Annotated in this window: 23 protein-coding genes; 10 read left to right on the forward strand and 13 right to left on the reverse strand. The window is 71.5% G+C overall.

What is annotated here, in order from left to right; all coding sequences use genetic code 11:
• The first annotated feature begins 23 nt into the window (after positions 1–23).
• The 3 genes from AC07FN_RS12300 (at position 24) to AC07FN_RS12310 (ending at position 964) form a co-directional block, all read left to right on the forward strand.
• The gene (locus AC07FN_RS12300; RefSeq protein WP_478395678.1) at positions 24–356 is read left to right on the forward strand and encodes an SUKH-4 family immunity protein; all 333 of its coding nucleotides are present in this window, start codon (positions 24–26) and stop codon (positions 354–356) included.
• On the forward strand, positions 353–622 hold the full coding sequence (locus tag AC07FN_RS12305) for a hypothetical protein (protein ID WP_478395679.1): 270 nt from the start codon (positions 353–355) through the stop codon (positions 620–622). Before AC07FN_RS12300 ends, AC07FN_RS12305 begins: the two co-directional genes overlap by 4 nt.
• A gap of 165 nt (positions 623–787) precedes the next feature.
• A complete protein-coding gene (locus AC07FN_RS12310; protein WP_010304877.1) occupies positions 788–964 on the forward strand; it encodes a DUF6104 family protein in 177 nt (58 codons plus the stop codon).
• 224 nt (positions 965–1,188) lie between these two features.
• On the opposite strand, the gene AC07FN_RS12315 is transcribed toward AC07FN_RS12310, so the two are convergent.
• Entirely contained in the window at positions 1,189–1,821 is a 633-nt protein-coding gene (locus AC07FN_RS12315) for an antibiotic biosynthesis monooxygenase (RefSeq protein ID WP_478395680.1), read from the reverse strand.
• Between the two features lie 314 nt (positions 1,822–2,135).
• Here AC07FN_RS12315 and AC07FN_RS12320 point away from each other — a divergent pair, with 314 nt between their 5' ends.
• The 5 genes from AC07FN_RS12320 to AC07FN_RS12340 all read left to right on the forward strand — a co-directional run bounded on the left by AC07FN_RS12320 (position 2,136) and on the right by AC07FN_RS12340 (position 6,874).
• Positions 2,136–3,038, forward strand: a complete 903-nt coding sequence (locus tag AC07FN_RS12320) for a GNAT family N-acetyltransferase (protein ID WP_478395681.1) — start codon at positions 2,136–2,138, stop codon at positions 3,036–3,038.
• A 288-nt stretch (positions 3,039–3,326) separates the two neighbouring features.
• The gene (locus AC07FN_RS12325) at positions 3,327–3,599 is read left to right on the forward strand and encodes a hypothetical protein (protein WP_478395682.1); all 273 of its coding nucleotides are present in this window, start codon (positions 3,327–3,329) and stop codon (positions 3,597–3,599) included.
• A gap of 154 nt (positions 3,600–3,753) precedes the next feature.
• Positions 3,754–4,794: an L-threonine 3-dehydrogenase gene (gene tdh, locus AC07FN_RS12330; protein ID WP_478395683.1), complete on the forward strand. Its 1,041-nt coding sequence runs from the start codon at positions 3,754–3,756 to the stop codon at positions 4,792–4,794.
• Positions 4,794–5,981: a glycine C-acetyltransferase gene (locus tag AC07FN_RS12335; RefSeq protein WP_478395684.1), complete on the forward strand. Its 1,188-nt coding sequence runs from the start codon at positions 4,794–4,796 to the stop codon at positions 5,979–5,981. Before tdh ends, AC07FN_RS12335 begins: the two co-directional genes overlap by 1 nt.
• Positions 5,978–6,874 (forward strand): LysR family transcriptional regulator, encoded by an 897-nt coding sequence (locus AC07FN_RS12340; protein WP_478395685.1) that lies wholly within the window; start codon positions 5,978–5,980, stop codon positions 6,872–6,874. The genes AC07FN_RS12335 and AC07FN_RS12340 overlap by 4 nt, the downstream gene beginning before the upstream one ends.
• A 220-nt stretch (positions 6,875–7,094) precedes the next feature.
• On the opposite strand, the gene AC07FN_RS12345 is transcribed toward AC07FN_RS12340, so the two are convergent.
• The 6 genes from AC07FN_RS12345 to hutH form a co-directional block, all read right to left on the reverse strand.
• Positions 7,095–8,057 (reverse strand): zinc-binding dehydrogenase, encoded by a 963-nt coding sequence (locus AC07FN_RS12345; RefSeq protein ID WP_478395686.1) that lies wholly within the window; start codon positions 8,055–8,057, stop codon positions 7,095–7,097.
• Positions 8,058–8,208: 151 nt separating this feature from the next.
• Positions 8,209–9,366, reverse strand: a complete 1,158-nt coding sequence (gene hutI / locus AC07FN_RS12350; RefSeq protein WP_478395687.1) for an imidazolonepropionase — start codon at positions 9,364–9,366, stop codon at positions 8,209–8,211.
• Positions 9,367–9,392: 26 nt separating this feature from the next.
• Positions 9,393–10,709 (reverse strand): formimidoylglutamate deiminase, encoded by a 1,317-nt coding sequence (locus tag AC07FN_RS12355; RefSeq protein ID WP_478395688.1) that lies wholly within the window; start codon positions 10,707–10,709, stop codon positions 9,393–9,395.
• A gap of 5 nt (positions 10,710–10,714) precedes the next feature.
• Complete coding sequence (locus AC07FN_RS12360; protein WP_478395715.1) at positions 10,715–11,896, reverse strand: allantoate amidohydrolase; 1,182 nt, start codon at positions 11,894–11,896, stop codon at positions 10,715–10,717.
• A gap of 124 nt (positions 11,897–12,020) precedes the next feature.
• On the reverse strand, positions 12,021–13,673 hold the full coding sequence (hutU, locus tag AC07FN_RS12365) for a urocanate hydratase (protein WP_478395689.1): 1,653 nt from the start codon (positions 13,671–13,673) through the stop codon (positions 12,021–12,023).
• A complete protein-coding gene (gene hutH, locus AC07FN_RS12370; protein WP_478395690.1) occupies positions 13,670–15,217 on the reverse strand; it encodes a histidine ammonia-lyase in 1,548 nt (515 codons plus the stop codon). Before hutH ends, hutU begins: the two co-directional genes overlap by 4 nt.
• A gap of 104 nt (positions 15,218–15,321) precedes the next feature.
• On the opposite strand from hutH, the gene AC07FN_RS12375 reads away from it, so the two are divergent.
• Positions 15,322–16,113: an IclR family transcriptional regulator gene (locus AC07FN_RS12375; protein ID WP_478395691.1), complete on the forward strand. Its 792-nt coding sequence runs from the start codon at positions 15,322–15,324 to the stop codon at positions 16,111–16,113.
• Positions 16,114–16,322: 209 nt separating this feature from the next.
• Here AC07FN_RS12375 and AC07FN_RS12380 read toward each other — a convergent pair whose 3' ends face one another.
• Genes AC07FN_RS12380 through AC07FN_RS12395 form a run of 4 tightly spaced genes read right to left on the reverse strand, consistent with a single transcriptional unit; the run spans position 16,323 to position 19,631 of the window.
• Positions 16,323–17,204, reverse strand: a complete 882-nt coding sequence (locus AC07FN_RS12380) for an ABC transporter substrate-binding protein (protein ID WP_478395692.1) — start codon at positions 17,202–17,204, stop codon at positions 16,323–16,325.
• Complete coding sequence (locus tag AC07FN_RS12385) at positions 17,204–17,884, reverse strand: ABC transporter permease (RefSeq protein ID WP_478395693.1); 681 nt, start codon at positions 17,882–17,884, stop codon at positions 17,204–17,206. The genes AC07FN_RS12380 and AC07FN_RS12385 overlap by 1 nt, the downstream gene beginning before the upstream one ends.
• A complete protein-coding gene (locus AC07FN_RS12390) occupies positions 17,881–18,537 on the reverse strand; it encodes an ABC transporter permease (protein WP_452616698.1) in 657 nt (218 codons plus the stop codon). The genes AC07FN_RS12385 and AC07FN_RS12390 overlap by 4 nt, the downstream gene beginning before the upstream one ends.
• On the reverse strand, positions 18,534–19,631 hold the full coding sequence (locus tag AC07FN_RS12395) for an ABC transporter ATP-binding protein (RefSeq protein ID WP_452616699.1): 1,098 nt from the start codon (positions 19,629–19,631) through the stop codon (positions 18,534–18,536). Before AC07FN_RS12395 ends, AC07FN_RS12390 begins: the two co-directional genes overlap by 4 nt.
• A 174-nt stretch (positions 19,632–19,805) precedes the next feature.
• Between AC07FN_RS12395 and AC07FN_RS12400 the strand changes: the two genes are divergently transcribed.
• Entirely contained in the window at positions 19,806–21,350 is a 1,545-nt protein-coding gene (locus AC07FN_RS12400) for a bis-aminopropyl spermidine synthase family protein (RefSeq protein ID WP_478395694.1), read from the forward strand.
• A 135-nt stretch (positions 21,351–21,485) separates the two neighbouring features.
• Here the strand turns inward: AC07FN_RS12400 and AC07FN_RS12405 are convergent, their stop codons facing one another.
• Both AC07FN_RS12405 and AC07FN_RS12410 read right to left on the reverse strand, forming a co-directional pair.
• Positions 21,486–24,302: a sensor domain-containing protein gene (locus AC07FN_RS12405; protein ID WP_478395695.1), complete on the reverse strand. Its 2,817-nt coding sequence runs from the start codon at positions 24,300–24,302 to the stop codon at positions 21,486–21,488.
• 314 nt (positions 24,303–24,616) lie between these two features.
• The gene (locus AC07FN_RS12410) at positions 24,617–25,816 is read right to left on the reverse strand and encodes an NAD(P)-dependent malic enzyme (protein ID WP_478395696.1); all 1,200 of its coding nucleotides are present in this window, start codon (positions 25,814–25,816) and stop codon (positions 24,617–24,619) included.
• Positions 25,817–26,110 lie beyond the last annotated feature (294 nt).

Here is a 26,110-nt window from a genome sequence, read left to right on the forward strand (position 1 = left end):
CTTGCTTCGAGGGAGACCGCCGGGTGATCGCGCGTGAGGACCTTGCCGCGGTCTTCGGGGAGGAGAACCTCGTCCGCCTGGACGTGTCCGCGGCCGCCGGTTCGTCCGACGCCGGCCGGCAGATCCTCACCCGGGTCGGCCTGCCGCGTTCCGCCGGTGAGCTGTTCACCACCGAGGTCGTCGGCCGGCCCCGGCTCTTCGACGTCGAGGAGTTCACCGCGAACGGCGCGGTGAGCAGGGTCATCTTCATCGGCGGGCCGGGGGACGGCTTCAGGACCGTTCTTCTCCGACGAGCGCGACGGATTCGTGGTGCTCATGGCACTGACCTCCGGCGGCAGCGAGGCGGGGGCCAGTGAACGGTTCGCTGCGCGACTTCCTGGAGTTCCTCTTCTGGTACGCGGTCCGCTTCGAAACGCCGGAGAACTCCAGGGCGGAAACCGACGCGCTTTCCGTGCGCCTGCGCCAGCAGGACCCGCACGCCTTCCACTCCCCCGACAGCTGGCGCTCGACGCCCTCCTGGAAGCCGGGAGCGCCCGACCCCGCACTGCGGCGTGGAAAGGTGACAGGAAGGTTCCCATGCTTCCACGGCCCCGGCTCGATGCGGTTGGCCGCGTCGGATTAGAGTCCTGCTCCGGCCTTGTGGCGTTCAGTCCCGGAACTTCGCAAGCACAACGACATCCCCGCCGTTCGGGGCGGTTCCCGTCGCCGCCGGAATTGCGTTTCGTACTCTGCTGTTCTGCCAACCCCGATCGCACCGGTCACGGACGGAAACAACTAGGAGGACACGGTGTACTTCACCGACCGCGGCATTGAGGAACTCGAAGATCGTCGCGGTGACGACGAGGTCACGCTGGCCTGGGTCGCCGACCGAATGCGGGCGTTCGTAGACCTCAACCCCGACTTCGAGGACGCCACCGAACGCCTCGCCACGTTCCTCGCCCGCGACGACGCCGACGACGAGTAACCAGCCCCGAGGTTCGACCAGCACCGGGGCGACCGGTTGGTGACAGGAAGGTTCCCATCCACTCGCCCCGGGCCGTTCCAGAGGCGAGCGCCGGCCTGCCGGTGACAGGAAAGTTCCCTTCCTGCCACGGCCGTCGGGCCGGCGGATGATCGAAAGGTTCCCTTCCTGCCACCCCGCCGCACGTCCCGCACGTTGGTGACAGGAAGGTTCCCTTGCTCCCCCCGTCAGGCCCGGTAGCGGGTCAGGCTGCGGTGCAGCCGGTAGAGGTCGCCGGCGGCAACGGTTTCCGGGTGGTGGGTGCTGCTGGCGACTGCGGCCTCATCGGCCCATTCCTCGTAGATCAGCACCCGAGTGCCGTCGACGCTGATGTGGAAGTGCGCGGCGATGAGCCCCGGCGGCAGCTCGGGCGTGATCCGGCCGCGCGCATCGTCGGCCAGCTGCCGCGCCTGCTCGATGTCCTCGGTGTCGTAGGTGAAAACCGCGATTAGATTGCCGCGACCAGGCTCTGGTGCGGAGACGCTGCTGTGCAGGCGGTACCTGACGAGCCCGGGGCGTTCGATGCCCGGCACGGCCTCGTCGATGCCGCGGACCAGCGTCGGCCGGTAGGTCCGGACGAATTCGCGGTGGGCGTCGTCGTCGGTCCACTGCGCGTAGTTCAGCACCGTGGTGCCGTCGTCGCTCACGAAGCAGTTCAGCGACAGGAATGCCGGCGGCCACGGTGCGACGCGCCATTCCGCGATCGTCGAGTCCACCGCGTCGCGCTGCCGCTGCGGGGTGCCCACGAGCCACGGGCTGACCAGGATCGTGCCGACGTCGGATCGGGTGATGTCGGGCATTTCGGTGTGGCCGGTCGTCATCGGGCCTCCTCGTGATCATCGGCTTCGACACGATCCTCAAACCTGTACCTAGGTAGAAGTCAAGTCGTCGCCGCTGGCCGCCGTGGATCGACAGGAAGGTTCCCTTCCTCGCTGAGGCGCGTTGGGCATCGGGAGATGAGCAGCCGGTCATCTCCCGATGTGTGATCGGGTTGCCGCTGCTTCGCGGCAGCGAGCTCCACGCCGAAAGCCCCTGTCCGAAATCAGCTGCTTCGTCTTCCACTGGGATTGCGGGGTCGCGCCGTTCGCAGACGGACAGGTGCCGGGGCGAACCATTCGTGCGTCTGGAGGTAGCCATGTCGACGCTCTCGCCGCAGACGCACGGTTCGTCCGGATTCGCGACGAAAGCCGTGTTGCGAATGGGGCAATCCGGGGACGCCGAGGCCTGTGGGCGGATCTGCTACGACGCCTTCGCCGCCCTCGCCCACGAGCACGGATTTCCGCCCGATTTCCCCTCCTCGGAAGTAGGGGTGACCGCGCTGCGCGGCCTGCTTTCACACTCGGGGTTCTACTCCGTCGTAGCAGAACTCGGCGGGAAGGTCGTCGGTAGCAATTTTCTCGACGAGCGTTCTGCCATCGCGGGCATCGGTCCCGTCACCGTCACCCCTGGAGTGCAGGATTCCGGCATAGGCCGGCAGCTGATGATCGACGTGATGCGGCGTGCGGAGCGTCAGGGTTTCCCCGGCGTGCGGCTTCTGCAGGCGGCTTATCACAATCGATCGCTGAGCCTCTACGCCAAGCTCGGGTTCCAGATCCGCGAACCCGTGCTGAACATGCAAGGGGAACCAGTCGGCGGGACGTTGCCCGGTTACGTCGTACGGCCGGCGACGTTCAACGATCTTGACGAGTGCAACCGCGTTTGCTGCGACGTGCATGGCCACGACCGTGCGGGCGAGGTGAGCGACGCACTGGTCCAAGGCGCTGCTCAGGTGGTGGAACACGACGGGCGGATCACCGGATACACGACAGGCGTGGGCTTCTTCGCGCACTCGGTCGCAGAAACCGACGACGGCCTGCAGGCGCTCATCGCTGCGGCGACCGAGTTCAGCGGTCCCGGCTTCCTGCTCCCTGCCCGGAACGGCCGCCTCGTGCGGTGGTGTCTCGACCACGGTCTTCGAATCCGCATGGTGACAACGCTGATGACCATCGGGCTTTACAACGAGCCTTCCGGGGCCTATCTGCCATCGATCCTCTACTAGTGGCCTGCCTCGTCGATCCCGGTGTGCCTGACTTGATCATGGCGATTCGGTGGGCCGGCACCGCATAGCCCCCGCAAATGACAGAAAGGTTCCCCTGCTCTCGTCCTCGCCCCCCAGAGCGGCTGGCCCGCAGGTCTCGCGAGCCGTTCCCCGCGCCGACAGGGACGGCTCCCCTGGCCGGGTGGCCGGGGATGTGGGGGGATCCCCCACGGAGTGACGTGCGCGGCGCCCGGGGCCGATGTGTGATCGCCTCTGCGCTGGCAATGCCACCGCACTACGGAGGAATCGATGCGACGTCTGCTTGCCAGCACCCTGCTCACTGGTCTCGCCGTGCTGGGCGCCGCCGGAACGGCCGCTGCCGCCGATGGCCCCCAACCGTCGGCGTCGGACCCGTTCCTCGCCGCGATCGTCGGCAGCCTGCAGGGGCCGAACCAGCAAACCCAGGTGAGCCACAACGAGCAGCACAAGTACCACCACGTGAACCAGCACCACGTGAAGACCTCTTCCCCGCATGGGCAGCAGAGCTTCTCCCACACGCACGAGCAGTCGTCGAACGGTTGACCAGCCGCCGACGCCGCGCCCCATTCGTCGAAGGCGGGTGGGGCGCCGTGCGCTGTGCAGCACCGCTTACCAGCCAGTGCAGAAAGTCGCGATGGACCTGCGCCGCGGCACCGGGCCAGACTCCACTGCGACAAGCATCGAGAGCGGAGGAACCTTGCGCGCTCTGGTGAAGACCTCACCCGCGCCCGGCCTGGAACTGGCCGAGCTCCCCGACCCGACCCCGGGCCCCGACGAAGTCGTGGTGCGGGTGATGCGGACCGGGATCTGCGGTACGGACCTGCACATCGCGTCGTGGGACGAGTGGGCCGCCCGCACCGTGCCGACGCCGCTGGTGGTCGGCCACGAGTTCGCCGGTGAGGTGGTGGCCATCGGCGCCGCGGTCACGCGGGCATCGGTCGGCGACTTCGTCAGCGGCGAGGGACACCTGGTGTGCGGCCGCTGCCGCAACTGCCTCGCCGGGCGCCGCCACCTGTGCGCGCACACGCAGGGCCTCGGGGTGCACCGCAACGGCGCGTTCGCCGAGTTCGCGGTGCTGCCCGAGCAGAACGTCTGGGTGCACCGCGGCGACGTCGATCCGGACGTGGCGGCGATCTTCGACCCGTTCGGCAACGCGGTGCACACCGCGCTCAGCTTCCCCGTCGTCGGCGAGGACGTGCTGATCACCGGTGCCGGGCCGATCGGGCTGATGGCCGCGGGGGTGGCCAAGCACGCCGGTGCCCGGCACGTGGTGATCACCGACGTCAGCGAGCACCGGCTGGAGCTGGCCCGCCGCGTCGGGGTGGATCTGGCGGTGGACGTCTCGCAGACCCGGGTCGCCGACGCGCAGCAAGAGCTGGGCATGAGCGAGGGCTTCGACGTAGCGATGGAGGTCTCCGGGAAGCCCGAGGCACTGCGGGAGGCCGTGGCGAACATGGCGCACGGCGGCCGGATCGCGATGCTGGGCCTGCCCGCCGAGGACTTCCCGCTCGACTGGAGCGCGGTGGTGTTCAAGATGCTCACCGTCAAGGGCATCTACGGCCGCGAGATGTTCGAGACCTGGTACTCGATGTCGGTGCTGCTGGAGTCCGGGCTGGACCTGAGCCCGGTGATCACGCACCGCTTCCCGTACACGCAGCACGAGGAGGCCTTCGAGACGGCCCGCAGCGGCCGCTGCGGCAAGGTCATCCTCGACTGGACGACGAAGGGGCCCGCCTGATGTACACGATCGCTGACGACGTCCGCGCCGAACTGGCCGAGATCCGCGCCGCCGGGCTGTACAAGGACGAGCGGGTGCTGGACTCGCCGCAGAGCGCCCGGGTGGGTGTCGGCGGTGCCGAGCTGCTGAACTTCTGCGCGAACAACTACCTGGGGCTGGCCGATCACCCCGCGCTGCTCGCCGCCGCCGAGGAGGCGCTGGCGAAGTGGGGTTTCGGGATGGCGTCGGTGCGGTTCATCTGCGGCACGCAGGCCCCGCACAAGGAGTTGGAGCGGCGGCTCTCGGAGTTCCTGGGCACCGATGACACGATCCTGTACAGCTCGTGCTTCGACGCCAACGGCGGGGTTTTCGAGACCCTGCTCGATGACCGGGACGTGGTGATCTCCGACGAGCTCAACCACGCGAGCATCATCGACGGCATCCGGCTGTCCAAGGCCCGCCGCGGCCGGTACCGGAACCGCGACATGGCCGATCTCGAGCGGCTGCTCAAGGAGAACTCCGACGCGCGGCGCAAGCTCGTCGTCACCGATGGCGTGTTCTCGATGGACGGCTACCTGGCGCCGCTGGACGAGATCTGCGCGCTCGCCGAGAAGTACGGGGCGATGGTGATGGTCGACGACTCGCACGCGGTCGGGTTCACGGGCCCGAAGGGGACGGGCACGCCGGACCTGTTCGGCGTCGCCGACCGGGTCGACATCGTCACCGGCACGCTCGGCAAGGCGCTCGGCGGCGCCAGCGGCGGCTACGTGTCCGGGCGCGCCGAGATCGTCGAGCTGCTGCGGCAGCGTTCCCGGCCGTACCTGTTCTCGAACTCCCTCGCGCCGTCGATCGTGGCCGCTTCGCTGGCCGCGCTGGACCTGGTCGCCGCGCAACCGGAGCTGCGGGAGCGGCTGCGGGACAACAGCTCGCTGTTCCGCCGCCGGATGGCCGAGGAGGGCTTCGACCTGCTGCCCGGCGAGCACCCGATCATCCCGGTGATGATCGGCGACGCGGCCGAGGCGGCGCGGATGGCGGACCTGCTGCTGGAAGAGGGCATCTACGTCATCGGCTTCTCCTACCCGGTGGTGCCCAAGGGCAAGGCCCGCATCCGCACCCAGATGTCGGCCGCGCACAGCACCGAGGACGTGGAGCGGGCGGTGTCGGCGTTCGTGGCGGCCCGCGATCGGATGGGTACCATCGCCCGGTGATAGACCCCCGGCGGCTCCAGGTGCTCCGCGCGCTCGCCGACCACGGCACCGTGCGCGCGGCGGCGGAGAAGCTCTACCTGACGCCGTCGGCGGTGTCGCAGCAGCTCACCGCGCTGGAGAACGAGGTCGGGCAGCCGCTGCTGGTCCGGCAGGGCCGCCGGGTGCGGCTGACCGCGGCCGGTGAGCTGCTGGTCGAGCACGCCAAGGCGGTGCTGGCGGAGCTGGAGCGCGCGGAGGCGAGCTTGGCGGCGTGCGCGGCGGGCACCGTCGGCACGGTCGAGGTGGCATCGTTCGCCTCGGCGATCACGCAGGTCGTGGCGCCGTCGATCGTCGCGTTGCGGCGGCAGACGCCGGACGTGCGGGTGCTGGTGCGCGACGCCGAGGCGCACAACAGCCTGATGATGCTGCTGGCCGGGGAGATCGACATCGCGATCTCGATGGAGTACACGTCGACGCTGCAGGCGGACGCCCGCCGGGTGAGCCGGTTCCCGCTGTACGCCGAGCCGTTCGACGTGGTGCTGCCGCCGAACCACCCGCTCGGTTCTGCCGCGGAGATCGCGCTCGACGCGCTGCGCGACGACGACTGGATCGCGCCGCTGCCGGGCAACCCGTGCCGCGCGGTGGCCCAGGTGTCCTGCGAGAACGCGGGATTCGTCCCGAACATCACGCACACCTCGGACGACTTCCACGCGGTGGTGGCGCTGGTCGCGGCGGGCACCGGTGTCGCACTGGTGCCCCGCACCGCCATCGCGGCCGGCCTGGACGTGGTCGCGCTGCCGGTCGCGGGCAAGCCGCCGACCCGCCGGGTCTTCGCCGCCGTCCAGTGCGGACGGGAGGAGCATCCGCTGGTCCGCGTCGTGCTGAACGCGCTGCTGACGAGCAAGGACCGCTAGGCCACCCTTCCCGGTCCTGCGTCGCGCGGATTGACAGGAAAGTTCCCATGCTCGCGCACCTGCGCCTGGGGTGACAGGAAAGTTCCCATGCTGCGATCAGGCCTGGGATGGCAGGAAAGTTCCCATGCTCATGCTGCGGGCGGCGCTGCTCGGCCCTGGGGATCAGCGGCCTTCGAGAAGCGCGACGCGAGCATGGGAACCTTCCTGTCACCGCGACACTTCACGGCAGGAGCAGGGTTCGGCCTGGTGTGGTGCGGGCTGCGATCGCCGCGTGTGCTTCGGCGGCATGTTCCAGCGGGAAGGTCTGGCCGATGGTCGGTTTGATCCGCCCTGCCGCGGCCTCCGCCAGCGCGCGTTCGGTCACCTGCTTCTTCTGCTCCGGGGAAGGCTGGACGTCCAGCAGCCCCACCACGGTCACGCCGCGCCGCTGCGCTTCCGCCGGGTCGATCTCGGTGAAGTCGCCGCTGGCCGCGCCGTACGAGTAGAACCGGGCACCGTTGTTCGTCGTCTCGAACGCCGCGCTCCCAAGCGCACCGCCGACGCCGTCGAAGACCACGTCGACGCCACCGGTCAGCTCCCGCACCCGCTGTTCCCAGTCCGGTTTCGCGTAGTCGACCGGTTCGCCGCCCAACTCGCGAACCAGGTTCAGCTTCGCGTCGCCGCGCGCCGCGCCGATGACGTGGGCACCGGCCGCCCGCGCCAGCTGGACCAGCACCGAGGCCGCTCCCCCTGCCGCGGCGTTGACCAGGACGCGTTCGCCGGGCTGGATCTGCGCGTGCTCCGCGAGGAACAACGCCGTGGTCGCGTCGTGCAGCAGCGCGACGGCTTCGCGCTCGCCCAGCCCATCCGGCACCGGGAGCAGCTCGGACTCGTCGACGACGACCAGCTCCGCGTAGGTGCCGCCGTTGCTCGTGCTGGCGACCACCGACCGCCCGATCCAGCTCGGGTCGACGGATTCGCCGACCGACACCACGTCTCCGGCCACGCCGTCACCGGGCACGTACGGCGGCGACTGACCGAAGAACTCCTTGCCCCACCCCTCGCGCAGCTGGGTGTCCAGGAACAGGATGTCCACTGCGGACGCTCGCACGAGCACCTGTCCCGCGCCGGGTTCGGGATCGGCGACGTCCGCCACTGCCAGCACTTCCGGCCCACCGAATCCGGTCACCTGCACCACGCGCATATCGCTCAGCCTCCTTCGTTGGCTGCCAACAGCCTCCGACTTCGACTTAACTGGAGGTCAACATGCCGGCGCGACGACCGGAAAGTGCCCTTGCTCACGCCTCCAGGAGGTGTGAGCAAGGGCCGGTGACAGGAAAGTTCCCATGCTCGCGTCAGCCGACGCGCGCGCCCTTGCGCCAGACGGCGTGGGTGAGGGGCACGCCCGGCCGGTAGGCGAGCCACGTCGTGCTCGGGGCGTCGAGGACGTGGACGTCCGCCCGCGCGCCGGGCCGGAGCACGCCGACCGCGCCGTCGCCGGTCTCCCGGCGCAGCGCCCGCGCGCCGCCCCAGGTCGCCGCCCGCACCGCCTCTTCGATGGTCATCCGCATCTGCAGCACCGCCGTCGCCACGCAGAACGCCATCGACGACGTGTAGGACGAGCCGGGGTTGCAGTTGGACGCCAAGGCGACCGCGGCACCGGCCTCGATGAGCGCCCGGGCGTCCGGCAGCGGCTGCCGCGTGGACAGGTCGCAGGCGGGCAGCAACGTCGCCACGGTGCCCGAACCCGCCAACGCGTCCACATCGGACTCCGTGAGGTAGGTGCAGTGGTCCACGCTCGCGGCGCCGAGTTCGACGGCCAGCTGAACGCCCGGCCCGGGGCCGAGCTGGTTGCCGTGCACGCGCAGCCCCAGCCCGCGTTCCTTCGCCGCCACCAGGATTCGCCTGGACTGGTCGGCGTCGAACGCGCCCTGCTCGCAGAACACGTCGCACCAGCCGACGTGCGGCGCCACGGCGTCGAGCATCTCCCCGCGCACCAGGTCCGCGTAGGTGTCCGCGTCCTCGCCCGGCGGCACCAGGTGCGCGCCGAGGAACGTCACCTCGTCGGCCTCGACGGCGATCTTCGCGGCCCGCAGCTCCTCGGCGACCGTCAGCCCGTAGCCGGTCTTGGTCTCCATGCACGTCGTGCCCTGCGCGGCGGCTTCCGCGATGTGCTTGCGCAGGTTGGCGGCCAGCTCCTCGTCGGTGGCGGCCCGCGTCGCCTCCACGGTGACGGCGATCCCGCCCGCCTGGTAGGACTGCCCGGCCATCCGGGCGGCGAACTCCGCGGTGCGGTCACCGGCGAACACCAGGTGCGTGTGGCTGTCGACCCAGCCGGGCAGGACCGCTCGCCCGGCCGCGTCGAAACGCTCGTCGGCTTCCGGCGCGGCGGCCACGGGGCCGGCCCAGACGACCCGGTCACCGTCGATGACCAGCGCGGCATCGGTGAGCGTGCCGAGCTCGTCGTCGTTCGTCGTCAGCTCGCCGATTCCAGTAATAACAGTGCTTGTCATCGCTTCCTGATCCTCGTTCGTATTACTCATGCGCGCAGCGCGGCGATCGCTTCGCCGAGCTCGCCCGCCGCGTCGATCGCTTCGTGCTTGCCGTCCTGCACGATCTTGTGCCCGTCGGCGATCACCACCCGGACGTCGTCTGCCCGCGCGACCGCCGGGACGGCCTCGGGCGCGACTCCGGCCAGCCGGGTCGAGCCGAGGTCCACCGCCACGAAATCGGCGCGGGCACCGGCTTCGAGCCGGCCCGCGTCGGCCCAGCCCAGGGACCGGTGCGCGGCCTCGGCGGCCATCGCCAGCAGCTCGGCGGCCGCGAAGTGCCCGCGGGTCTCGGTGTCCAGCCGCAGGTAGGACTCGACGGCCTGCACCTCCGCGAACGGGTCGATCACGGAGTGCCCGTCGCTGCCGACGGAAAGCGGGCTCCCGGCGACGGCCAGCGCCGCCGCCGGGCCGATCCCGTCGGCCAGGTCGGCTTCGGTCGTCGGGCACAGGCACACCCCGGTCGCGCTACCGCCCAGGAGCGCCACGTCGGACGCGGCCAGGTGCGTGGCGTGCACCGCCGTCACGCCGGGCCCCAGCGCGCCGCGCGAGGCCAGCAGCTGGGTCGGGGTGCAGCCGTGCGCCGCCAGGCACGCTTCGTTCTCGGCGCGCTGTTCGGACAGGTGCACGTGCAGCGGTGCTTCGTTCTCGCGCGCCCAGCCGGCCACTTCCGGGATCTCCTCGGCGGGCACCGCGCGAACCGAATGCAGCGCCGCACCAAGGCGAACCCGGTCACCGTCCACAGTGCACCGATCGATCCGGTCGGTCCACTTCGCCGCCGAATCGTCCGAGAAGCGCAGCTGCACGCCGTCCAGCGGCCGCCCGAAACCACCTGCCAGGTAGCACGTGTCCAGCAGCGTGAGCCGGATCCCCGCATCCTTCGCGGCGTGCGCGAGGGCCTGGCTCATCGCGTTCGGGTCGTCGTACCGGATGCCGTTCGCGGCGTGGTGCAGGTAGTGGAATTCGCCGACGCAGGTGATCCCGGCCAGCGCCATCTCGGCGTAGACACCGCGGGCGAGCCCGTAGTAGCTGTCTGGATCCAGCACCTCCGCCACCCGGTACATCTGTTCGCGCCAGGTCCAGAAGGTGCCGCGCGCGCCGTCGTCCCCGCCGCGGAGCGCGCGGTGGAACGCATGGGAGTGCGCGTTGGCGATGCCGGGCAGCGTCATGCCCGGGAGCCGTTCGGCGTGCTCCGGCGGGTTCTGCGCGGAGCCGACGGCGGCGATGCGGCCGGCGTCGACTTCGAAGAGCACGCCCCGCTCCGGTCCGCTCGGCAGCCAGGCCCATTCGCACCAGTAGGTGGTCAACCGCCTCACCCTGCCAGGTCTTCCAGGACCTGGGCGAGCGCGTGCGCGCCGGACTCGCAGTCGCCGGGCTCGGCGTGTTCCTCCGGGGCGTGGCTGATGCCGGTCGGGTTGCGCACGAAGAGCATCGCCGTCGGCACCTCGGCGGCGAGGATTCCCGCGTCGTGCCCGGCTCCGGTCGGCAGCGCCGGGGCGTCGTCGAGCAGGCCCGCGAGCCGGTCCCGGAACGCGGCGTCGAAGTGCACGGTGTCGCCGTAGGACTCCTCGGTCACCTCGACCTGGCAGCCCTCGTGTGCGGCGAATTCCGCGGCCGCTCCGGACAGGTCCTCGACCATGGACCGCGTCGACCGGTCGTCCGGCGACCGCGCGTCCAACCAGATGTCCACAGTAGACGCGATGACGTTGGTGCCGCCGGGGTTCGGGACCAGCCTGCCCACCGTCGCCCGGCCGCCGTCGACGCCCGCCGCGATCCGGCGGGCTTCGAGGACCAGCCGCGACGCGGGCAGCATCGGGTCGTGGCGGTCGGCGATCAGCGTCGCGCCGGCGTGGTTCCCCTGGCCGCTGAACCGGAACCGCCACCTGCCGTGCGCCAGGATCGACGACGCGACCGCCACCGAGCGGTCCAGGTCGATCAGTCCCCGGCCCTGCTCCACGTGCAGCTCGACGAACTGCCCGATGCTCCGCAGCGCCGCGTCGTCGCGCCCCAGCCTGGCCGGGTCCGCGCCGAAGGACCGCATGGCCTCGGCGAACGTCACGCCGTTGGGGTCGCGGAGCGCGCGGGCCCGGTCCGCGTCGATGGTCCCGGCCAGCAGCCTGGAGCCCAGGCACGGCACCCCGAACCGGCCGCCTTCCTCCTCGGCGAAGACGACCACCGCGAGCGGCTTCCGGGGCGTGAAACCCTTGGCCCGCAACAGATCCACCGCGCTCAAGGCGCTGACCACGCCGAGCGGGCCGTCGAACGCGCCGCCGCCGGGCACCGAGTCCAGGTGGCTGCCGGTCACCACCGCGTCATCGCCCGGCTCGCCCCACCACGCCCAGATGTTCGCGTTCTGGTCGGTGGTGACGAGCAGGCCGCGTGCCTCGGCCTGCTCGACGAACCACTCGCGCAGCTCCCGCTCGGCGTCGTCGAAGACGTGCCGGGAGTACCCGCCCCGGCGCCGGTCCGCGCCTACATCGGCGATGGCCGCCATCAACTCGTTCGGTCCCGCCACACCCGCTCCTTCCCGAACACCCGCGTCCCGGGCAGCAACCCGTCAGTTCCAGAGATCGTGAGCGTTTTTGGTCGCTATAGCGACGAAGAACGCTCACGAGTGCTCAGCCGACCAGGGGCGTGCGGACGCCGCGCTCGGCGGCGACCTGCTCCGCCCGGTCGTAGCCCGCGTCGACGTGCCGGATCACGCCCATGCCCGGGTCGTTGGTCAGCACCCGCGCCAGCTTCTGCGCCGCGAGTTCGGTGCCGTCGGCGACCGTCACCTGACCCGCGTGCAGCGACCGCCCCATGCCGACGCCGCCGCCGTGGTGCAGCGACACCCACGTCGCCCCGGAGGCCGTGTTGACCAGCGCGTTCAGCAGCGGCCAGTCCGCGACCGCGTCCGAGGTGTCGGCCATCGCCTCGGTCTCCCGGTACGGCGAGGCCACCGATCCGCAGTCCAGGTGGTCGCGGCCGAGCACCACCGGCGCCGCGAGCTCGCCGGAGGCCACCATCTCGTTGAACCGCAGGCCCGCCTCGGCGCGCTCGCCGTAGCCGAGCCAGCAGATCCGCGCGGGCAGCCCCTGGAAGGACACCCGCTCGCCGGCCAGCCGGATCCACCGCGCCAGGTGCTCGTCCTCGCCGAAGAGGTCGAGGATCGCCCGGTCGGTCTTGGCGATGTCGGCCGGGTCGCCGGACAGCGCCGCCCACCGGAACGGGCCCTTGCCCTCGCAGAACAGCGGCCGGATGTAGGCGGGCACGAAACCCGGGTAGGCGAACGCCCGCTCGTAGCCGCCGAGCTGGGCCTCGCCGCGCAGCGAGTTGCCGTAGTCGAAGACCTCCGCGCCGCCGTCGAGGAACCCGACCATCGCTTCCACGTGCTTGGCCATCGAGTCGCGCGCCCGCTCGGTGAACTCGTCGGGCTTCTTCGCCGCGTAGTCGGCCCAGTCGTCCACGTCGACGCCCAGCGGCAGGTAGGACAGCGGGTCGTGCGCGGAGGTCTGGTCGGTCACGATGTCGGCGAGCACGCCGCGCCGCAGCATCTCGGGCAGCAGCTCGGCGGCGTTGCCGATCACCGCCACCGAGTACGCGCGCCGCGCTTCCTTGGCCGCCACGGCCTTCTCGATGGCGTCGTCGAGGCTGTCGGCGACCTCGTCGAGGTAGCCGTGCCGGACGCGGCGGTGCGCGCGTTCGGCGTCGCATTCGACGACGAGCGCGACGCCCTCGTTCATCGTCACCGCCAGCGGCTGCGCGCCGCCCATGCCGCCGAGCCCGGCGGTGATGGTCAGCGTGCCCGCGAGGCTGCCGCCGAAGCGGCGGGCCGCGATCGCGCCGAACGTCTCGTAGGTGCCCTGCAGGATGCCCTGCGTGCCGATGTAGATCCACGATCCGGCGGTCATCTGGCCGTACATCATCAGGCCGAGCGCGTCGAGGCGCCGGAACTCCGGCCAGTTCGCCCAGTCGCCGACGAGGTTGGAGTTGGCGATCAGCACCCGCGGCGCCCACTCGTGGGTCTGCAGCACGCCGACCGGCTTGCCGGACTGCACGAGCAGCGTCTCGTCCTCGCGCAGCGTCGTCAGTTCCCGGACGATCGCGTCGAACGACGCCCAGTTCCGCGCCGCCTTGCCGGTGCCGCCGTAGACGACGAGGTCGTCGGGCCGCTCCGCGACCTCCGGGTCGAGGTTGTTCTGCAGCATCCGCAAGGGTGCTTCGGTGCTCCAGCTCCGCGCGGTCAGCGTGCTCCCGCGCGGGGCGCGCACGGGTCGGGCTTCGCTCATGGCAACCTCCGGTCCACTGTGGAGTTCGTGAAGCCGGCGGCGGTGTCGCGCACCGCGCCGGAACGGATCAGCTCTTCGGCCGCCGCGATCTCCGGCGCGGTGTGGCGATCGGGGCCGGGGCCCGGGACTCGGGTGCGCAGCAGGTCCCGCACGGCGCCGGTGGCCGGGCCCGGCTGCAGCGGCGCGCGCAGGTCGAGGGCGCGGGCGGCGGTGAGCAGTTCGACGGCGAGCACGGTCGTCAGGCCGTCGATGGCGCGGCGGAGCTTGCGGGCCGCCGACCAGCCCATCGACACGTGGTCCTCCTGCATCGCGCTGGTCGGGATGGAGTCGACCGACGCGGGCACGGCGAGCCGCTTCAGCTCGGCGACAAGGCCCGCCTGCGTGTAGTGGGCGATCATGTGCCCGGAGTCCACGCCCGGGTCGTCGGCGAGGAACGCGGGCAGCCCGTGCGAGCGCGCGACGTCGAGCATCCGGTCGGTGCGGCGCTCGGACATGCCGGCGACGTCGGCCAGCGGGATGGCCAGGAAGTCCAGCGCATAGGCCAGCGGCGCGCCGTGGAAGTTGCCGTTGGACTCGACCCGGCCGTCGTCGAGGACCACCGGGTTGTCGATGGCGGCCGCGAGCTCCCGGTCGGCCACGGCCTCGGCGTGGGCGACGGTGTCCCGCGCCCCGCCGTGCACCTGCGGCGCGCAGCGCAGCGAGTACGCGTCCTGCACGCGCGTGCAGTCGGGGCCCCGGTGGCTCGCCATGATCGGCGAGTCCGCCAGCAGCGCCGACATCCGCGCCGCGGACACCGCCTGCCCCGGGTGCGGGCGCAGGCGCTGGAGGTCGGCGGCGAACACCCGGTCGGTGCCCAGCAGCGCCTCCACGCTCATCGCCGCGGTCGCATCGGCCACGTCCAGCAGCGCGGACAGGTCGTGCAGCGCGAGCACCAGCATGCCGAGCATGCCGTCGGTGCCGTTGGTCAGCGCCAAGCCTTCCTTCTCCACCAGCACGACCGGCTCGATCCCGGCGTCAGCCAGCGCTTCGGCGGCCGGGCGCAGCCGCCCCGAGGCGTCGAAGACGTCGCCCTCGCCGGTGAGCGCGAGCGCGACGGACGCCAGCGGCGCGAGATCGCCGGAGCAGCCGAGGGAGCCGTGCTCGTGCACCACCGGCACGATGCCCTCGTTGAGCATCGCCGCCAGCGCGTGCGCAGTCTCCAGGCGGACGCCGGTGCGCCCGGTGGCGATCGTGTGCAGCCGCAGCAGCATCTGCGCCCGCACCACCTCCGGCTCCACCGCCGGACCGGCGCCGGCCGCGTGCGACCGGACGAAGGACTGCTGCAGGGCCGCGCGCCGATCGGCCGGGATGTGCCGCACGGCCAGCGCCCCGAAGCCGGTCGACACCCCGTAGGTGGGGCGCTTCTCGGCGGCGAGCGCCTCGATGTGCTTGCGCGTCGCGACGATGCCCTGTTCCGCGAGCTGGGTCAGTTCCACCCGCGTCGCGGCGCGTGCGACGGCCACGACCTGCTCGCGGTGCAACGGCTCCGGACCAACATTCAGCATGTCGTCCTGCATATCTCCATACCAGCGCGACGGCGCTACCGGCAGAAGACCGGATGGGGTGAGAATGTCTGGAATACGAGACCGGAACCCGAACGGAGGCGGTCGTGGGCGGTAGCAGCGACGTGCCGGCGCTGCGGCGCGGGCTGGCCATCCTGCGGGTCCTCGCGGGCCGCGCCGGGCCGGTGTCGGCCGGGGTCATCGCCCGCGACCTGGACCTGCCCAGGTCGACGACCTACCACCTGCTGGCCGAGCTGGTCGCCGCCGGCTTCGTGACCCACCTGCCGGAGGAGCGGCGCTACGGGCTGGGCATGGCGGCCTTCGAGCTCGGCTCCGCCTACCTGCGCCACGACCCGCTGGAACGCCTCGCCGGGCCGCTGCTGCGGCGGCTGGTGGACCAGGTCGGCCGCACCGCGCACCTGGGCGTCCTGCACGGCGGCGAGTCGCTGTACCTGATCAAGGAGCGGCCGTCGCAGCCGCAGACGCTGGTCACCGACGTGGGCGTCCGGCTGCCCGCGCAGCTGACGGCGTCCGGGCGCGCGATGCTCGCGCACCTGCCCGCCGCGCACGTGCGCGCACTCCTGCCGTCCAGCGAACGGTTCGTGCTGCGCACCGACCGCGGCCCGCGGAACCTGCCCGAACTGCGCCGGCTGCTCGCGGCGGAGCGCCGCCGCGGCTGGGCGGTCGAGGACGGCTTCGTGACGGCGGGCTTCGCCTCGGTGGCGTGCGCGGTGTTCGACCACGGCGCCCGCCCCATCGCGGCGATCAGCGTGACGTTCCGCCACTTCTGCGACACCCCGGGCGGCGAACCCTGCGCCGAGACCTGGCCGGACCTGGCCGCCCAGGTCCACCACGCGGCAACGGAACTGACCACCAGGATCAGCGGCCGCACCGCCTAGACAGCGTTGATCTTCGCCTTTGAAGCGGCGCAGCCGCTTAGCCCACCCCCGCAACTCGCACCGCCGCGGGTTCTCAGGTGTCTTCTCGCGAGGACAGCCCCGACGTGGTGAATTGGTCATTCACGATGTCGGGCATCCCACAGCGAGAACGCACCTGAGGTTCCGCCACCCGCACCGCCACGCAAAACGAGCCTGGAACTCCTGAAATGTCAGAGGCCGGCCGAGGCGACGAATTCCTTGGCGACGTCCGCCGGGTTGGCCTTCTCGACCTCCAGCTTGCGGTTGAGCTCCGTGAGCTTGTCCGTGTCGAGGGCCTTGGACACCTTGTTCAGCGCCTCCGCCTGCTGCGGGGTCAGCTTCCCCTTGTGCACCAGCGGAACCACGTTCTGCGCCGGGAACATGTTCTTCGGGTCGTCCAGCTTCACCAGGTTGTTCGCCGCGATCTGCGACGAGGTGGTGAACAGGTTCGCCACCTGGATCTGCCCGGCGGTCAACGCGTTCACCGTGATGGTGCCCGCCTCGACGGGGCGGATCTCCTTGAACCGGCAGCCGTAGTCCTCCGCGATCTTGGTCTCCCAGCGGGACTTCCACTCCGCGGGCGCGCCGAGCACGAACTCGCCGCAGCGCGGCCCGAGGTCGGCCATCGAGCGCACCCCGGTGCCCGCGGTGGCCGCGGTGACGGTCAGCACGTCGGAGTCCTCCGCCGGTGACTGCTCCAGCAGCTCCATCTCGCCCGGCACGGCCTTCTTCAGCTGGTCGTAGACCCGCTGGCTCTCGGTCGCCGGCGACTGCGGGTCCAGGTACTGCAGCAGGTTGCCGGTGTAGTCGGGAACCACCGCCAGCTCGCCGTTGCGCACCGCGTTCACGTAGAACTCCCGGGCGCCGATGCGCGGGCGGGTCTCCACCTCGGCTCCGGTGGTCTTCAGCGCCTCGGCGTAGATGTGCATCAGCAGCTCGCTCTCGGCGAAGTCCGCCGAGCCGACCACCAGCGCGCCACCGGCGGCGTCCCGGTTGGCCTGCAACGGGTCCTGCGAACCGCAGCCGGTCAGCAGCAGCGCCGCCGCGGCGGCGCACACCAGCAACCGCTTCATCAATCCTTACCTCCTCGTCGGGCGGCCAGCACAAGACCGCGCGGCACCAACAGCCGGGTCGCGCCGGCCAACACCAGGTCGAGCAGGACCGCGAGCACCGCGATGACGATCGCGGCCGAGGCCATCTGCGCGTAGTTGCTGATCTTCAGGCCGTCCAGCAGGATCCGCCCCAGCCCGCCGAGCCCGACGTAGGCGGCGACGGCCGCGGTGGCGACCACCTGCAGCATCGCGCTGCGCACCCCGCCGAGCAGCAGTGGCAGCGCGGTCGGCAGCTCCACCTGCCACAGCCGTTGCATCGGCGTCATGCCCATGCCCTTGGCCGCGTCGACCGCGTCGGCGGGCGCGTTGCGGACCCCGGCGTAGGCGCCGGAGAGGATCGCCGGGATGGCGAGGATGACCAGCCCGGCCAGCGCCGGGCCTTCCCCGAGCCCGAATCCCAGTACCAGCAGCGTCACCACGCCCAGCGTCGGCAGCGCCCGCATCGCGTTGCTGATCCCCACCACGAACACCGCGCCGCGCCCGGTGTGTCCGATGTAGACACCCAGCGGGACGGCCACCACGGACGCGACGGCGACCGAGAGCAAGCAGTAGTACAGGTGCAGCAGGGTCTGCGCCGCGATTCCGCCCGGCCCCGTCCAGTGCGCCGGGTCGGTCAGCCAGGCGATCAGCGAGCCGATCATGCGCCGCTCACCCCCGCCCGCGCCCACGGCGTCAGCAGCCGCCACAACGCCACCAGCAGCAGGTCGACCACCAGCGCCAGCAGCACGGTCAGCACGATGCCCACGATGATCTGCTCCGGGTAGTCCAGCTGGAACCCGGCGGTGAACAGCCGCCCCAGGCCGCCGATGCCGACCAGCGCGCCCACGCTGACCAGGCTGATGTTGCTGACCGACGCGACCCGGACGGCGGCCGCCAGCACCGGCACCGCCAGCGGCAGCTCCACGGCCAGGAACCGCCGGCCGGAGCGGTAGCCCATCGCGGTCGCGGCGGTGACGATGTGCGCGGGCACCGATTCCAGGGCGTCCCGGACCGGCCGCACCAGCAGCGCCGCGGTGTAGAGCGTCAGGGCGATGATCACGTTGATCGAGGACAGCAGCGGCGTGCCCAGCAGCCCGGGGATGATCACGAACAGGGCCAGCGACGGGATCGTGTAGAAGATGTTGGCACTGCCCTGCAACAGGCCGCGCAGCCAGCGCACCTGCTGCGCCAGGCGGCCCAGCGGCAGCGCCACCAGGACGCCGAGCAGCAGCGGCAGCAGCGAGAGGTAGATGTGCTGGCCGAGTTGTTCGAGCACCATCTCCCGGTTGCTGGGGCTGCTGAAGAAGTCGATCATGTCAGCCCTTCGCCGTCCGCGCGGCGGTGCTGCTCGATCAGGCCGAGCACGTGGTCGGCGGTGATCACGCCGACGTACCGGCCGTCGCCGTCGACGACGACGCCGAGACCCGACGGTGTGGACAACGCCGCGTCCAGCGCTCCGCGCAGCGGGGTGTGCAGGGTGTGCAGCGAGCCGCCGGCGACCAGCTGCGCCTCGGCCAGCTCACCATCCACAGTGGAGCCCGGCGGGAGCCAGCCGCGCGGCCGGCCGTCGCCGTCCAGCGCGAGCCGCCAGCGCTGCTCCGGCGCCACCCGCGTCCCCACCTCGACCGTGGCCACCGGTTTCGGGCTCAGCCCGTCGGAGTCCACGAAGGACAGTCGGCGGTAGCCGCGGTCCTTGCCGACGAAGGAGGTCACGAAGTCGTCGGCCGGCTCCGCGAGCAGGTCGTCGGGCGCGGCGTACTGGACGAGGTGCCCGCCCTGGCGCAGCACCGCGACCTTCTCGCCCAGCTTCACGGCCTCGTCGATGTCGTGCGTGACGAACAGGACCGTCTTGTCCAGCTCGTCCTGCAACCGCAGCAGCTCGTCCTGCAGGCCCTCGCGCACGACAGGGTCCACGGCGCTGAACGGCTCGTCCATCAGCAGCACCGGCGGATCGGCGGCCAGCGCCCGGGCCACCCCGACGCGCTGCTGCTGACCACCGGAAAGCTGCGCCGGGTAGCGCTTGCCCAGCTCCTGCGACAGTCCCACCAGCTCCAGCAGCTCGCTCGCGCGCCGCCGCGCCTCCTGCTTGCTGCGACCGTCCAGCACGGGCACCGTCGCCACGTTGTCGAGGACGTTGCGGTGCGGGAACAGCCCGGCCTGCTGGATCACGTAGCCGATGCCGCGGCGCAGCTGCGCGGGATCGCGCCGGCGGACGTCTTCGCCGCCCACCAGCACCGTTCCCGACGACGGCTCGATCATCCGGTTCACCATCCGCATCAGGGTGGTCTTGCCGCACCCGGACGGCCCCACCAGGACGGTGATCGTGCCAGTCCCCACCGACAGGCTCAGCTCTTGGACGGCGACAGTGCCGTTGTCGTACTGCTTGCGCACGGCCTGGAACTCGATCAACCGAGCCCCCTCGTAGATCGTCGCGGTCCCCCAAACCTGGCCGACCCTAGCTCGATCGGCCGAATCGTGCGATCGGCTGAGACCATCACGTGATCTTCTCAACAGCGCGCTCCCACGCTCTGGGAACCTGCGCGGCAGCGGCCGCGCGGGGCACGCCGTAAGGTTGAGAACCCGATGAACACTGCTCAGCACCCCGCAACTCCCGAGCCCGTCGACGCCGTGCAAGCGGTGCTCGCCGAAGCCGGAGTCCTCGCCCGACGGCTGCGCGAAGTCCTCGCCCAGCTCGCCGAAGGCGCGCTGCCGCTCGACGAGCTGATCCGCCGGACGGCCGTCACGCGGCGCACGGTCGAAGACCTGATCGCCACCGCCGGCCCCGACGTCGAAGCCTCCGGTGAGACGTACCGGCTGACGCCGGAGGCCCGCGACCGCTACCGGCAGCGCTTCGCGCTGGACGAGCTGCGCCCCGCCGCGCCCACCGGCGCCGAGCAGCTGGCGAAGATGCGCGAGTTCATCGAGAGCGGGCCGGCGCCTACGGCGGCGCTCGACCACGTGACGGCTACGCCGGAAACGGCACTGCGCCGCGCCGAATGGCTGCGCGACACCTACGACCTGCGCGGCGCGCAGGTGCTCTGCCTGGGCGACCACGACCTGACTTCGCTGGCGTTGAGCATCGTCGTGCCGTCGGCGTCGGTGACCGTGGTGGACGTCGACGAGCGCATCCTGGAGCACATCGACTCGGTCTCGGCCGTGCACGGCTTCGCCGTCCGCACGATGCACGCCGACCTGCGGTTCGGGGTGCCGCCGGTGCTGGAGAGCAGCGCGGACCTGGTGTTCACCGACCCGCCCTACACCCCGGAGGGCATCGGGTTGTTCGCCGCCCGGGCCGCCGAGTGCCTCGCCTGCCCGAACAGCAGGCTGCTGATCGCCTACGGCTACAGCCCGCGGACGCCGGCGCTGGGGCACAAGGTGCAGCAGGAACTGCTGCGACTGGGCATGGTTTTCGAGGCGATTCTGCCCCGGTTCCACCGGTACTTCGGCGCGCAGGCCATCGGCAGCGCAAGCGACCTGTACGTGTGCCAGCCGACCGCGCACACCCGCAAGCTGGCGCTGCGCCAGGCGCCGGGGATCTACACGCACGGCCCGCAGTCGGTGGAGGCGCTGGAGGCCTCCGCGCCCGCAGAGTTCCTGGAGGCGATCGGCGAGCGGGTCGGCGGCCCGGTCACGTCGCTGCGGGACCCCGGCTGGCCCCGGCCGATCCGGCAGCAGCAGGGCGCGCCGGTGTTCGACCTGCGGGCCGACCCGGGGCCGTGGCTGCTGCGGATGTTGCTGGCCTGCAACGCCGAACGCGCCGGATTCGTGGTGCCGAACAACCACCCGGACATCACCAGCGAACGCGCCCAGCGCGCCATTTCCGAGCTGGTCGAGGCGAAGTACCGGCTGCGGTTCCACCGCAGCAGCCCGGACTCGAAGCACGCGATCCTGGTGGCGGACCTCGTCGACACCCCGACGGTAGCGCACCACCTGCTGACCCGGGCGCACGGCAAGGTCGGCAACGTATGGCGGGAGGCGCTGATCGCGCGCTCCGAGGCGGACCTGACCAAGCGCGAAGCCAGGGAGCGGGTCGCCGCGCTCGCCCCGAGCGCGGCCGACCTCGAACTGCGCCTGATCGACCTGCCCCGCCACCGGATCGCCGACCTGCTCCGCGCCGCGACACCGTAACGACCGCGAGCTCTCTGGAGGTCCAGGCGTCGCCTCGTCGCCGGGACTGTTCGGGATCCCGTTCTGCGCGGCCGTTTCGCGCGAAAACGGCGTTCGGCACGCCTACTGGCGGTTTCGCGCGAAACGCCGCTGCGGTCAGGCTCCCGGGATCGGCACGGGGCCGCGTTCGAGGAGGTCGCGGAACTCGCGGGCCGGGATCGCCTTCGAGAACAGCCAGCCCTGGTAGGCGTCCACGCCGACGCCGCAGAGCACGTGGAACTGCGTCGCGGTCTCCACGCCCTCGGCGACGCACTGGCGGCCCATCGCGCGCGCCATGTCCACGACCGCCCGCGCCACCGCGAAATCCGAGGCGTCGCCGCCGACGCCGGCGACGAACCGGCGGTCCACCTTGATGATCTGCGCCGGCAGGTCCTTCAGCCGGGCCAGCGACGAGTAGCCGGTGCCGAAGTCGTCGACGGCGAACCGCACGCCGCGCGCCACCAGCTCGCCCATCTCGTGCCGGGTCCGCGACGGCAGGTCCACCAGCGCCGTCTCCACCAGCTCCAGGATCACCCGGTTCCAGGCGATGCCGGTCTCGGCGACGATGTCGGCGACCCCGTCGACGAACTCCGGGCCGCCCGGCACCAGGCCCGCCAGGTTCACCGCGACGCCGACCGGGCGGCCGTTGCGGGCCGGCCACGTCGCCGCCTCCCGGAGCGCGGTCCGCAGCACCCAGCGGTCCAGCTCGCGCAGCAGGTCGCCCTGCTCCGCGACCGGCAGGAACGCGTCCGGCGCGAGCATCCCGCGATCCGGGTGCGGCCAGCGCACCAGCGCCTCGGCGGTGACGACCACGCCTTCGGAGTTCACGACCGGCTGGTAGTGCAGGACGAGCCCGTCGTTGTTCAGCGCCTCCCGCAGCTGGCCCTCCAGCTGCAGCTGCCGGTCCGCCGAGGCCATCAGGGCGGGGCTGGCCAGCGAGACCTTGCCGGTGCCGCGGGCCTTCGCCTCGAACATCGCCGCGTCGGCGAACCGCAGCAGGTCCTCTCCGCCGGCCCCCGATCCGTTGGGCACCGCGGCGCCGATCGACGACGACACCCGGATCAGCTGGCCGTGCACCGGCACCGCGGTGCGCAGCAGCCCGGACACCCGGGTCGCCAGCGAGTCGACGCCGCCGACGGCCTCGATGTCCTGGCAGATGATCACGAATTCGTCGCCGGACAACCGGGCCGCCGTGCAGCCGTCCGGCAGCCCGCCTTCGAGCCGCCGGGCCAGCGCGACCAGCAGTTCGTCCCCGGCGTCGTGACCCAGTGAATCGTTTACCCGTTTGAAGTTGTCGATGTCGCAGAACAGCACCGCGACGCGGTGCGAGTCGGCGCGCCCGAGCAATCCGAGCAGCAGGTCCTTCACCGCCGCGCGGTTCGGCAGCCCGGTCAGGTCGTCGTGGGTGGCCTGGTAGCGCAGGGCCTCGGCCGCGCGCCGCCGCTCGGTGATGTCCTGGAAGACCACCAGCCAGAACTGGGTGCCGTCGTCCTGCACCGACGAGGACGTGTGCAGCTCGCAGTACACCGGCTCGCCGTCGGAGCGCACCAGCACCCGCTGCGGCACCCGGCGCCGGAGGCCCGGCCGCTCGCTCGGCGTGGGCAGGCCGGTCTGCCGCTCGTCGGGGTGGGTGATCTGCGGCACGGACATGCCGCGCAGCTGCTCCAGCCGGTAGCCGAGGAGGTCGCACAGCGCGTCGTTGGCGTCGACCAGCCGCTCGGCCCGGTCGAACAGCCCGATCCCGACCGGCGTGATGTTGACCAGGTCGCTGAAGCGCTGGCTGGACCGCTCCATGCGGGTCACCACCGCGCGCTGCTCGGTGACGTCCTGCACGGTGCCGACCATGACGACTTCGCCGTCGGCGTCCTTGATCGCGGTGCCGTGCAGCCGCAGGATCCGCATCGTGCCGTCGATCCGCACGTAGCGGTGCTCGACCTCGATCGGTTCGCGCCGGTCGATCAGCGGTTCCCACGCCAGCCGGACCCAGTCCTTGTCGTCCGGGTGCACCCGCTCCAGGTAGGTGTCGAAGGTGAGGTGCGCGGTGGTCGGCTTGCCGATGATCTCGTGCAGCATCCGCGACAGCCGCATGGCGTCGGCCCGCGGATCCCACTCCCAGGTGCCGAGCCGGGCGATCCGCTGCGCGTCCTGCAGCTTGCGCCGCTCGTCGCGGAGCTGGCGTTCCAGCGCCCGGTGTTCGGTGACGTCCTGGACGGTGCCCTGCACGCGCTCGATCCGGCCGGAGCGGTTGTACTCGGCGCGGCCGGTGCACAGGTAGATCCGCTTGCCGGGCAGGTCGCGGAGCTCGACCTCCAGCAGTTCACCCTCGGGCGCGGAGAGCACGTCGGCGTAGAACTGGGCGGCGCGGTCCTTGTCCTCGGGATGGGTCGCCGAGATCATCGACCTGGCGTCGGTGGCGTTCTCGGCGCCCGAGCCGCCGAGGAACTCGGCGAGCACCGGGCTGCGGTAGAGCTCACCGGTTTCCGGGTAGAACACCCAGCTGCCGACCTTGGCGATGCGCTGCGCCTCGATCAGCCAGCGCCGCTCGTTGGAGTTGGCGGCGTCGGCCACCGCCGGTGCCGCCTCGGTGAGGTCGGAGACGTCCATCAGCACCGTGACGCGCAGCTGCTCGTCGTCGGCGTGCGGCCAGCTCAGCGGGCGGACCGGGATGCGGCCGGTGCGCGTCCGCAGCATCGACACCAAGCCGTCGCGGGACACGAGGTCCGCGAGGCGGCGGCCGATCAGCGCGTCGGGGCCGGGCTCGCCGGCGAGCGTCGCGGCCTGTTCCGTCGCCCGCACCACGATGCCGTCCGCGGTGCTCAGCAGGGCCGGTGCGGCCGGCAGCGGGACGAGTTCGAACGTTTCGGCGCAGGCGCCGGCCAGGCCGAGACCACCGGAGGCCGTCCGGTTCCGCTCGCTCCGCTCCGTCAACTGCACCCCTCCTGCGTGGCGGCCGCGCGGCCGCCGGTTCCGGACGCCGGATCCGCCACTGATGAGTGACGTGAGGCACAGCGATCCGTGCGGCCGACCTTACCGGTCGATGCACCCGCGGTAACGCCATGGTGCCGGGGCATCTGACCGGTTCCCTGGAGTGGTGACAGCCGTCGCCCGACATGATGACGCCGACAATCGAAATCTGTTTGCCGCCGCCGATGCGACGGGGCCGGGGGAGCCGCTGCTGGCTCCCCCGGCCCCGCTGCACGCCAACCGAACCTACCGCCGTCCGGTCAGATGGCAACAGCCTCGACGGCTCATGCCTTCGCGACTCCGTCGGCCCGCGCCGCCTTCGCGACGGCCGCGCTGACCTCGGGCGCCACCCGCGGGTCCAGCGGGCTGGGCACGATGTAGTCGGCGCTGAGGTCGTCGGCGGCGACGGCCGCGATCGCCTCGGCCGCGGCGACCTTCATGCCGTCGGTGATCTTGCTCGCCCCGACGTCCAGCGCGCCCTTGAAGATGCCCGGGAACGCCAGCACGTTGTTGATCTGGTTCGGGAAGTCGCTGCGCCCGGTGGCGACCACGGCGGCGTACCGCTTGGCGACGTCCGGGTGGATCTCCGGGTCGGGGTTGGACAGCGCGAACACGATGGCGCCGTCGGCCATCGTCGCCACCAGCTCCTCCGGGAGCTGCCCGACCGAAACGCCGACCACCACGTCGGCGCCGCGCAGCGCCTCGGCGGGTCCGCCGGTGATCCCGCTGGCGTTGGTGAACCCGGCGAGCTCCTGCTTGATCGGCGTCAGGTCCTGCCGACCGGAGTGGATCACGCCGCGCGAGTCGAGCATGGTGATCTCGCCGACACCGGCGGTGTGCAGGATCTTCGCGCAGGCCACGCCGGCCGCGCCGGCACCGGAGATCACCACTCGCAGCGATCCCAGCTCGCGGCCGACGACCTTGGCGGCGTTGCGCAGCGCGGCGAGCACGACCACGGCGGTGCCGTGCTGGTCGTCGTGCATGACCGGGCAGTCCAGCGCCTCGGAAACCCGGCTCTCCAGTTCGAAGCAGCGCGGCGCGGAGATGTCCTCCAGGTTGACCGCGCCGAACGACGGGCGCAGCCGGACCAGGGTCTCCACGATCTCGTCGACGTCGGTGGTGTCCAGCACCAGCGGGATCGAGTCGAGCCCGGCGAAGGTCTTGAACAGCGCGGACTTGCCTTCCATCACCGGCAGCGAGGCCCGCGGCCCGATGTCGCCCAGACCGAGCACCGCGGTGCCGTCGCTGACCACGGCGACGAGCCGCTGGGTCCAGGTGTAGCGGTCGGCCAGCGCCGGGTCGCTGGCGATCGCCCGGCTGACCTGCGCCACGCCGGGGGTGTAAGCGATCGACAGATCCCGCGCGGAATCCAGCGGCGCGGTCACGCCGACGGCGAGCTTGCCGCCCTCGTGCGCCGCGAAGATCTCCTCGTTGGTCAAATCCGCACCGACTCCGCTTGCGGTGCTGTCGTTGACGGTGGTCACGGCGTCCCTCCAAGTAGCCATGCCTGCGGCCCGGGCACATTCCGGGCCGGGCGAACCGGGCGGCACTGTGCTGCCCGTGCGACGCTCGCCTGCCCAGGCGTGCCGGACAGGCGAGTGTTTCGAAATAACCGAGACCTGCCGCCCTGGTCGGACAGCGGCTCTCGGCGGACGCTGCGGTTCGAACAGTGTGCCAGGCCGCGAGATCAGTGTCAGCGACCGGGATCACACAACCTCACCAGCAAGTTCAACATTTTGTCAAGGCCAGCTGGCAGTACGCGCGTCCTATTTGGATCC

Source organism: Saccharopolyspora sp. NPDC045941, from assembly GCF_056431445.1.

What these genes read in the sequence shown, in the direction of transcription:
- hutI (WP_478395687.1), bottom strand. Translation starts at nt 9,366, where the DNA reads ATGACAAGCACTGTTATTACTGGAATCGGCGAGCTGACGACGAACGAC.
- AC07FN_RS12345 (WP_478395686.1), bottom strand. Translation starts at nt 8,057, where the DNA reads ATGCGCGTGGTGCAGGTGACCGGATTCGGTGGGCCGGAAGTGCTGGCA.
- AC07FN_RS12320 (WP_478395681.1), top strand. Translation starts at nt 2,136, where the DNA reads ATGTCGACGCTCTCGCCGCAGACGCACGGTTCGTCCGGATTCGCGACG.
- AC07FN_RS12325 (WP_478395682.1), top strand. Translation starts at nt 3,327, where the DNA reads ATGCGACGTCTGCTTGCCAGCACCCTGCTCACTGGTCTCGCCGTGCTG.
- AC07FN_RS12385 (WP_478395693.1), bottom strand. Translation starts at nt 17,884, where the DNA reads ATGATCGGCTCGCTGATCGCCTGGCTGACCGACCCGGCGCACTGGACG.
- AC07FN_RS12400 (WP_478395694.1), top strand. Translation starts at nt 19,806, where the DNA reads ATGAACACTGCTCAGCACCCCGCAACTCCCGAGCCCGTCGACGCCGTG.
- hutU (WP_478395689.1), bottom strand. Translation starts at nt 13,673, where the DNA reads ATGAGCGAAGCCCGACCCGTGCGCGCCCCGCGCGGGAGCACGCTGACC.
- AC07FN_RS12315 (WP_478395680.1), bottom strand. Translation starts at nt 1,821, where the DNA reads ATGACGACCGGCCACACCGAAATGCCCGACATCACCCGATCCGACGTC.
- AC07FN_RS12335 (WP_478395684.1), top strand. Translation starts at nt 4,794, where the DNA reads ATGTACACGATCGCTGACGACGTCCGCGCCGAACTGGCCGAGATCCGC.
- AC07FN_RS12380 (WP_478395692.1), bottom strand. Translation starts at nt 17,204, where the DNA reads ATGAAGCGGTTGCTGGTGTGCGCCGCCGCGGCGGCGCTGCTGCTGACC.
- AC07FN_RS12390 (WP_452616698.1), bottom strand. Translation starts at nt 18,537, where the DNA reads ATGATCGACTTCTTCAGCAGCCCCAGCAACCGGGAGATGGTGCTCGAA.
- AC07FN_RS12360 (WP_478395715.1), bottom strand. Translation starts at nt 11,896, where the DNA reads ATGGCGGCCATCGCCGATGTAGGCGCGGACCGGCGCCGGGGCGGGTAC.
- hutH (WP_478395690.1), bottom strand. Translation starts at nt 15,217, where the DNA reads ATGCTGAATGTTGGTCCGGAGCCGTTGCACCGCGAGCAGGTCGTGGCC.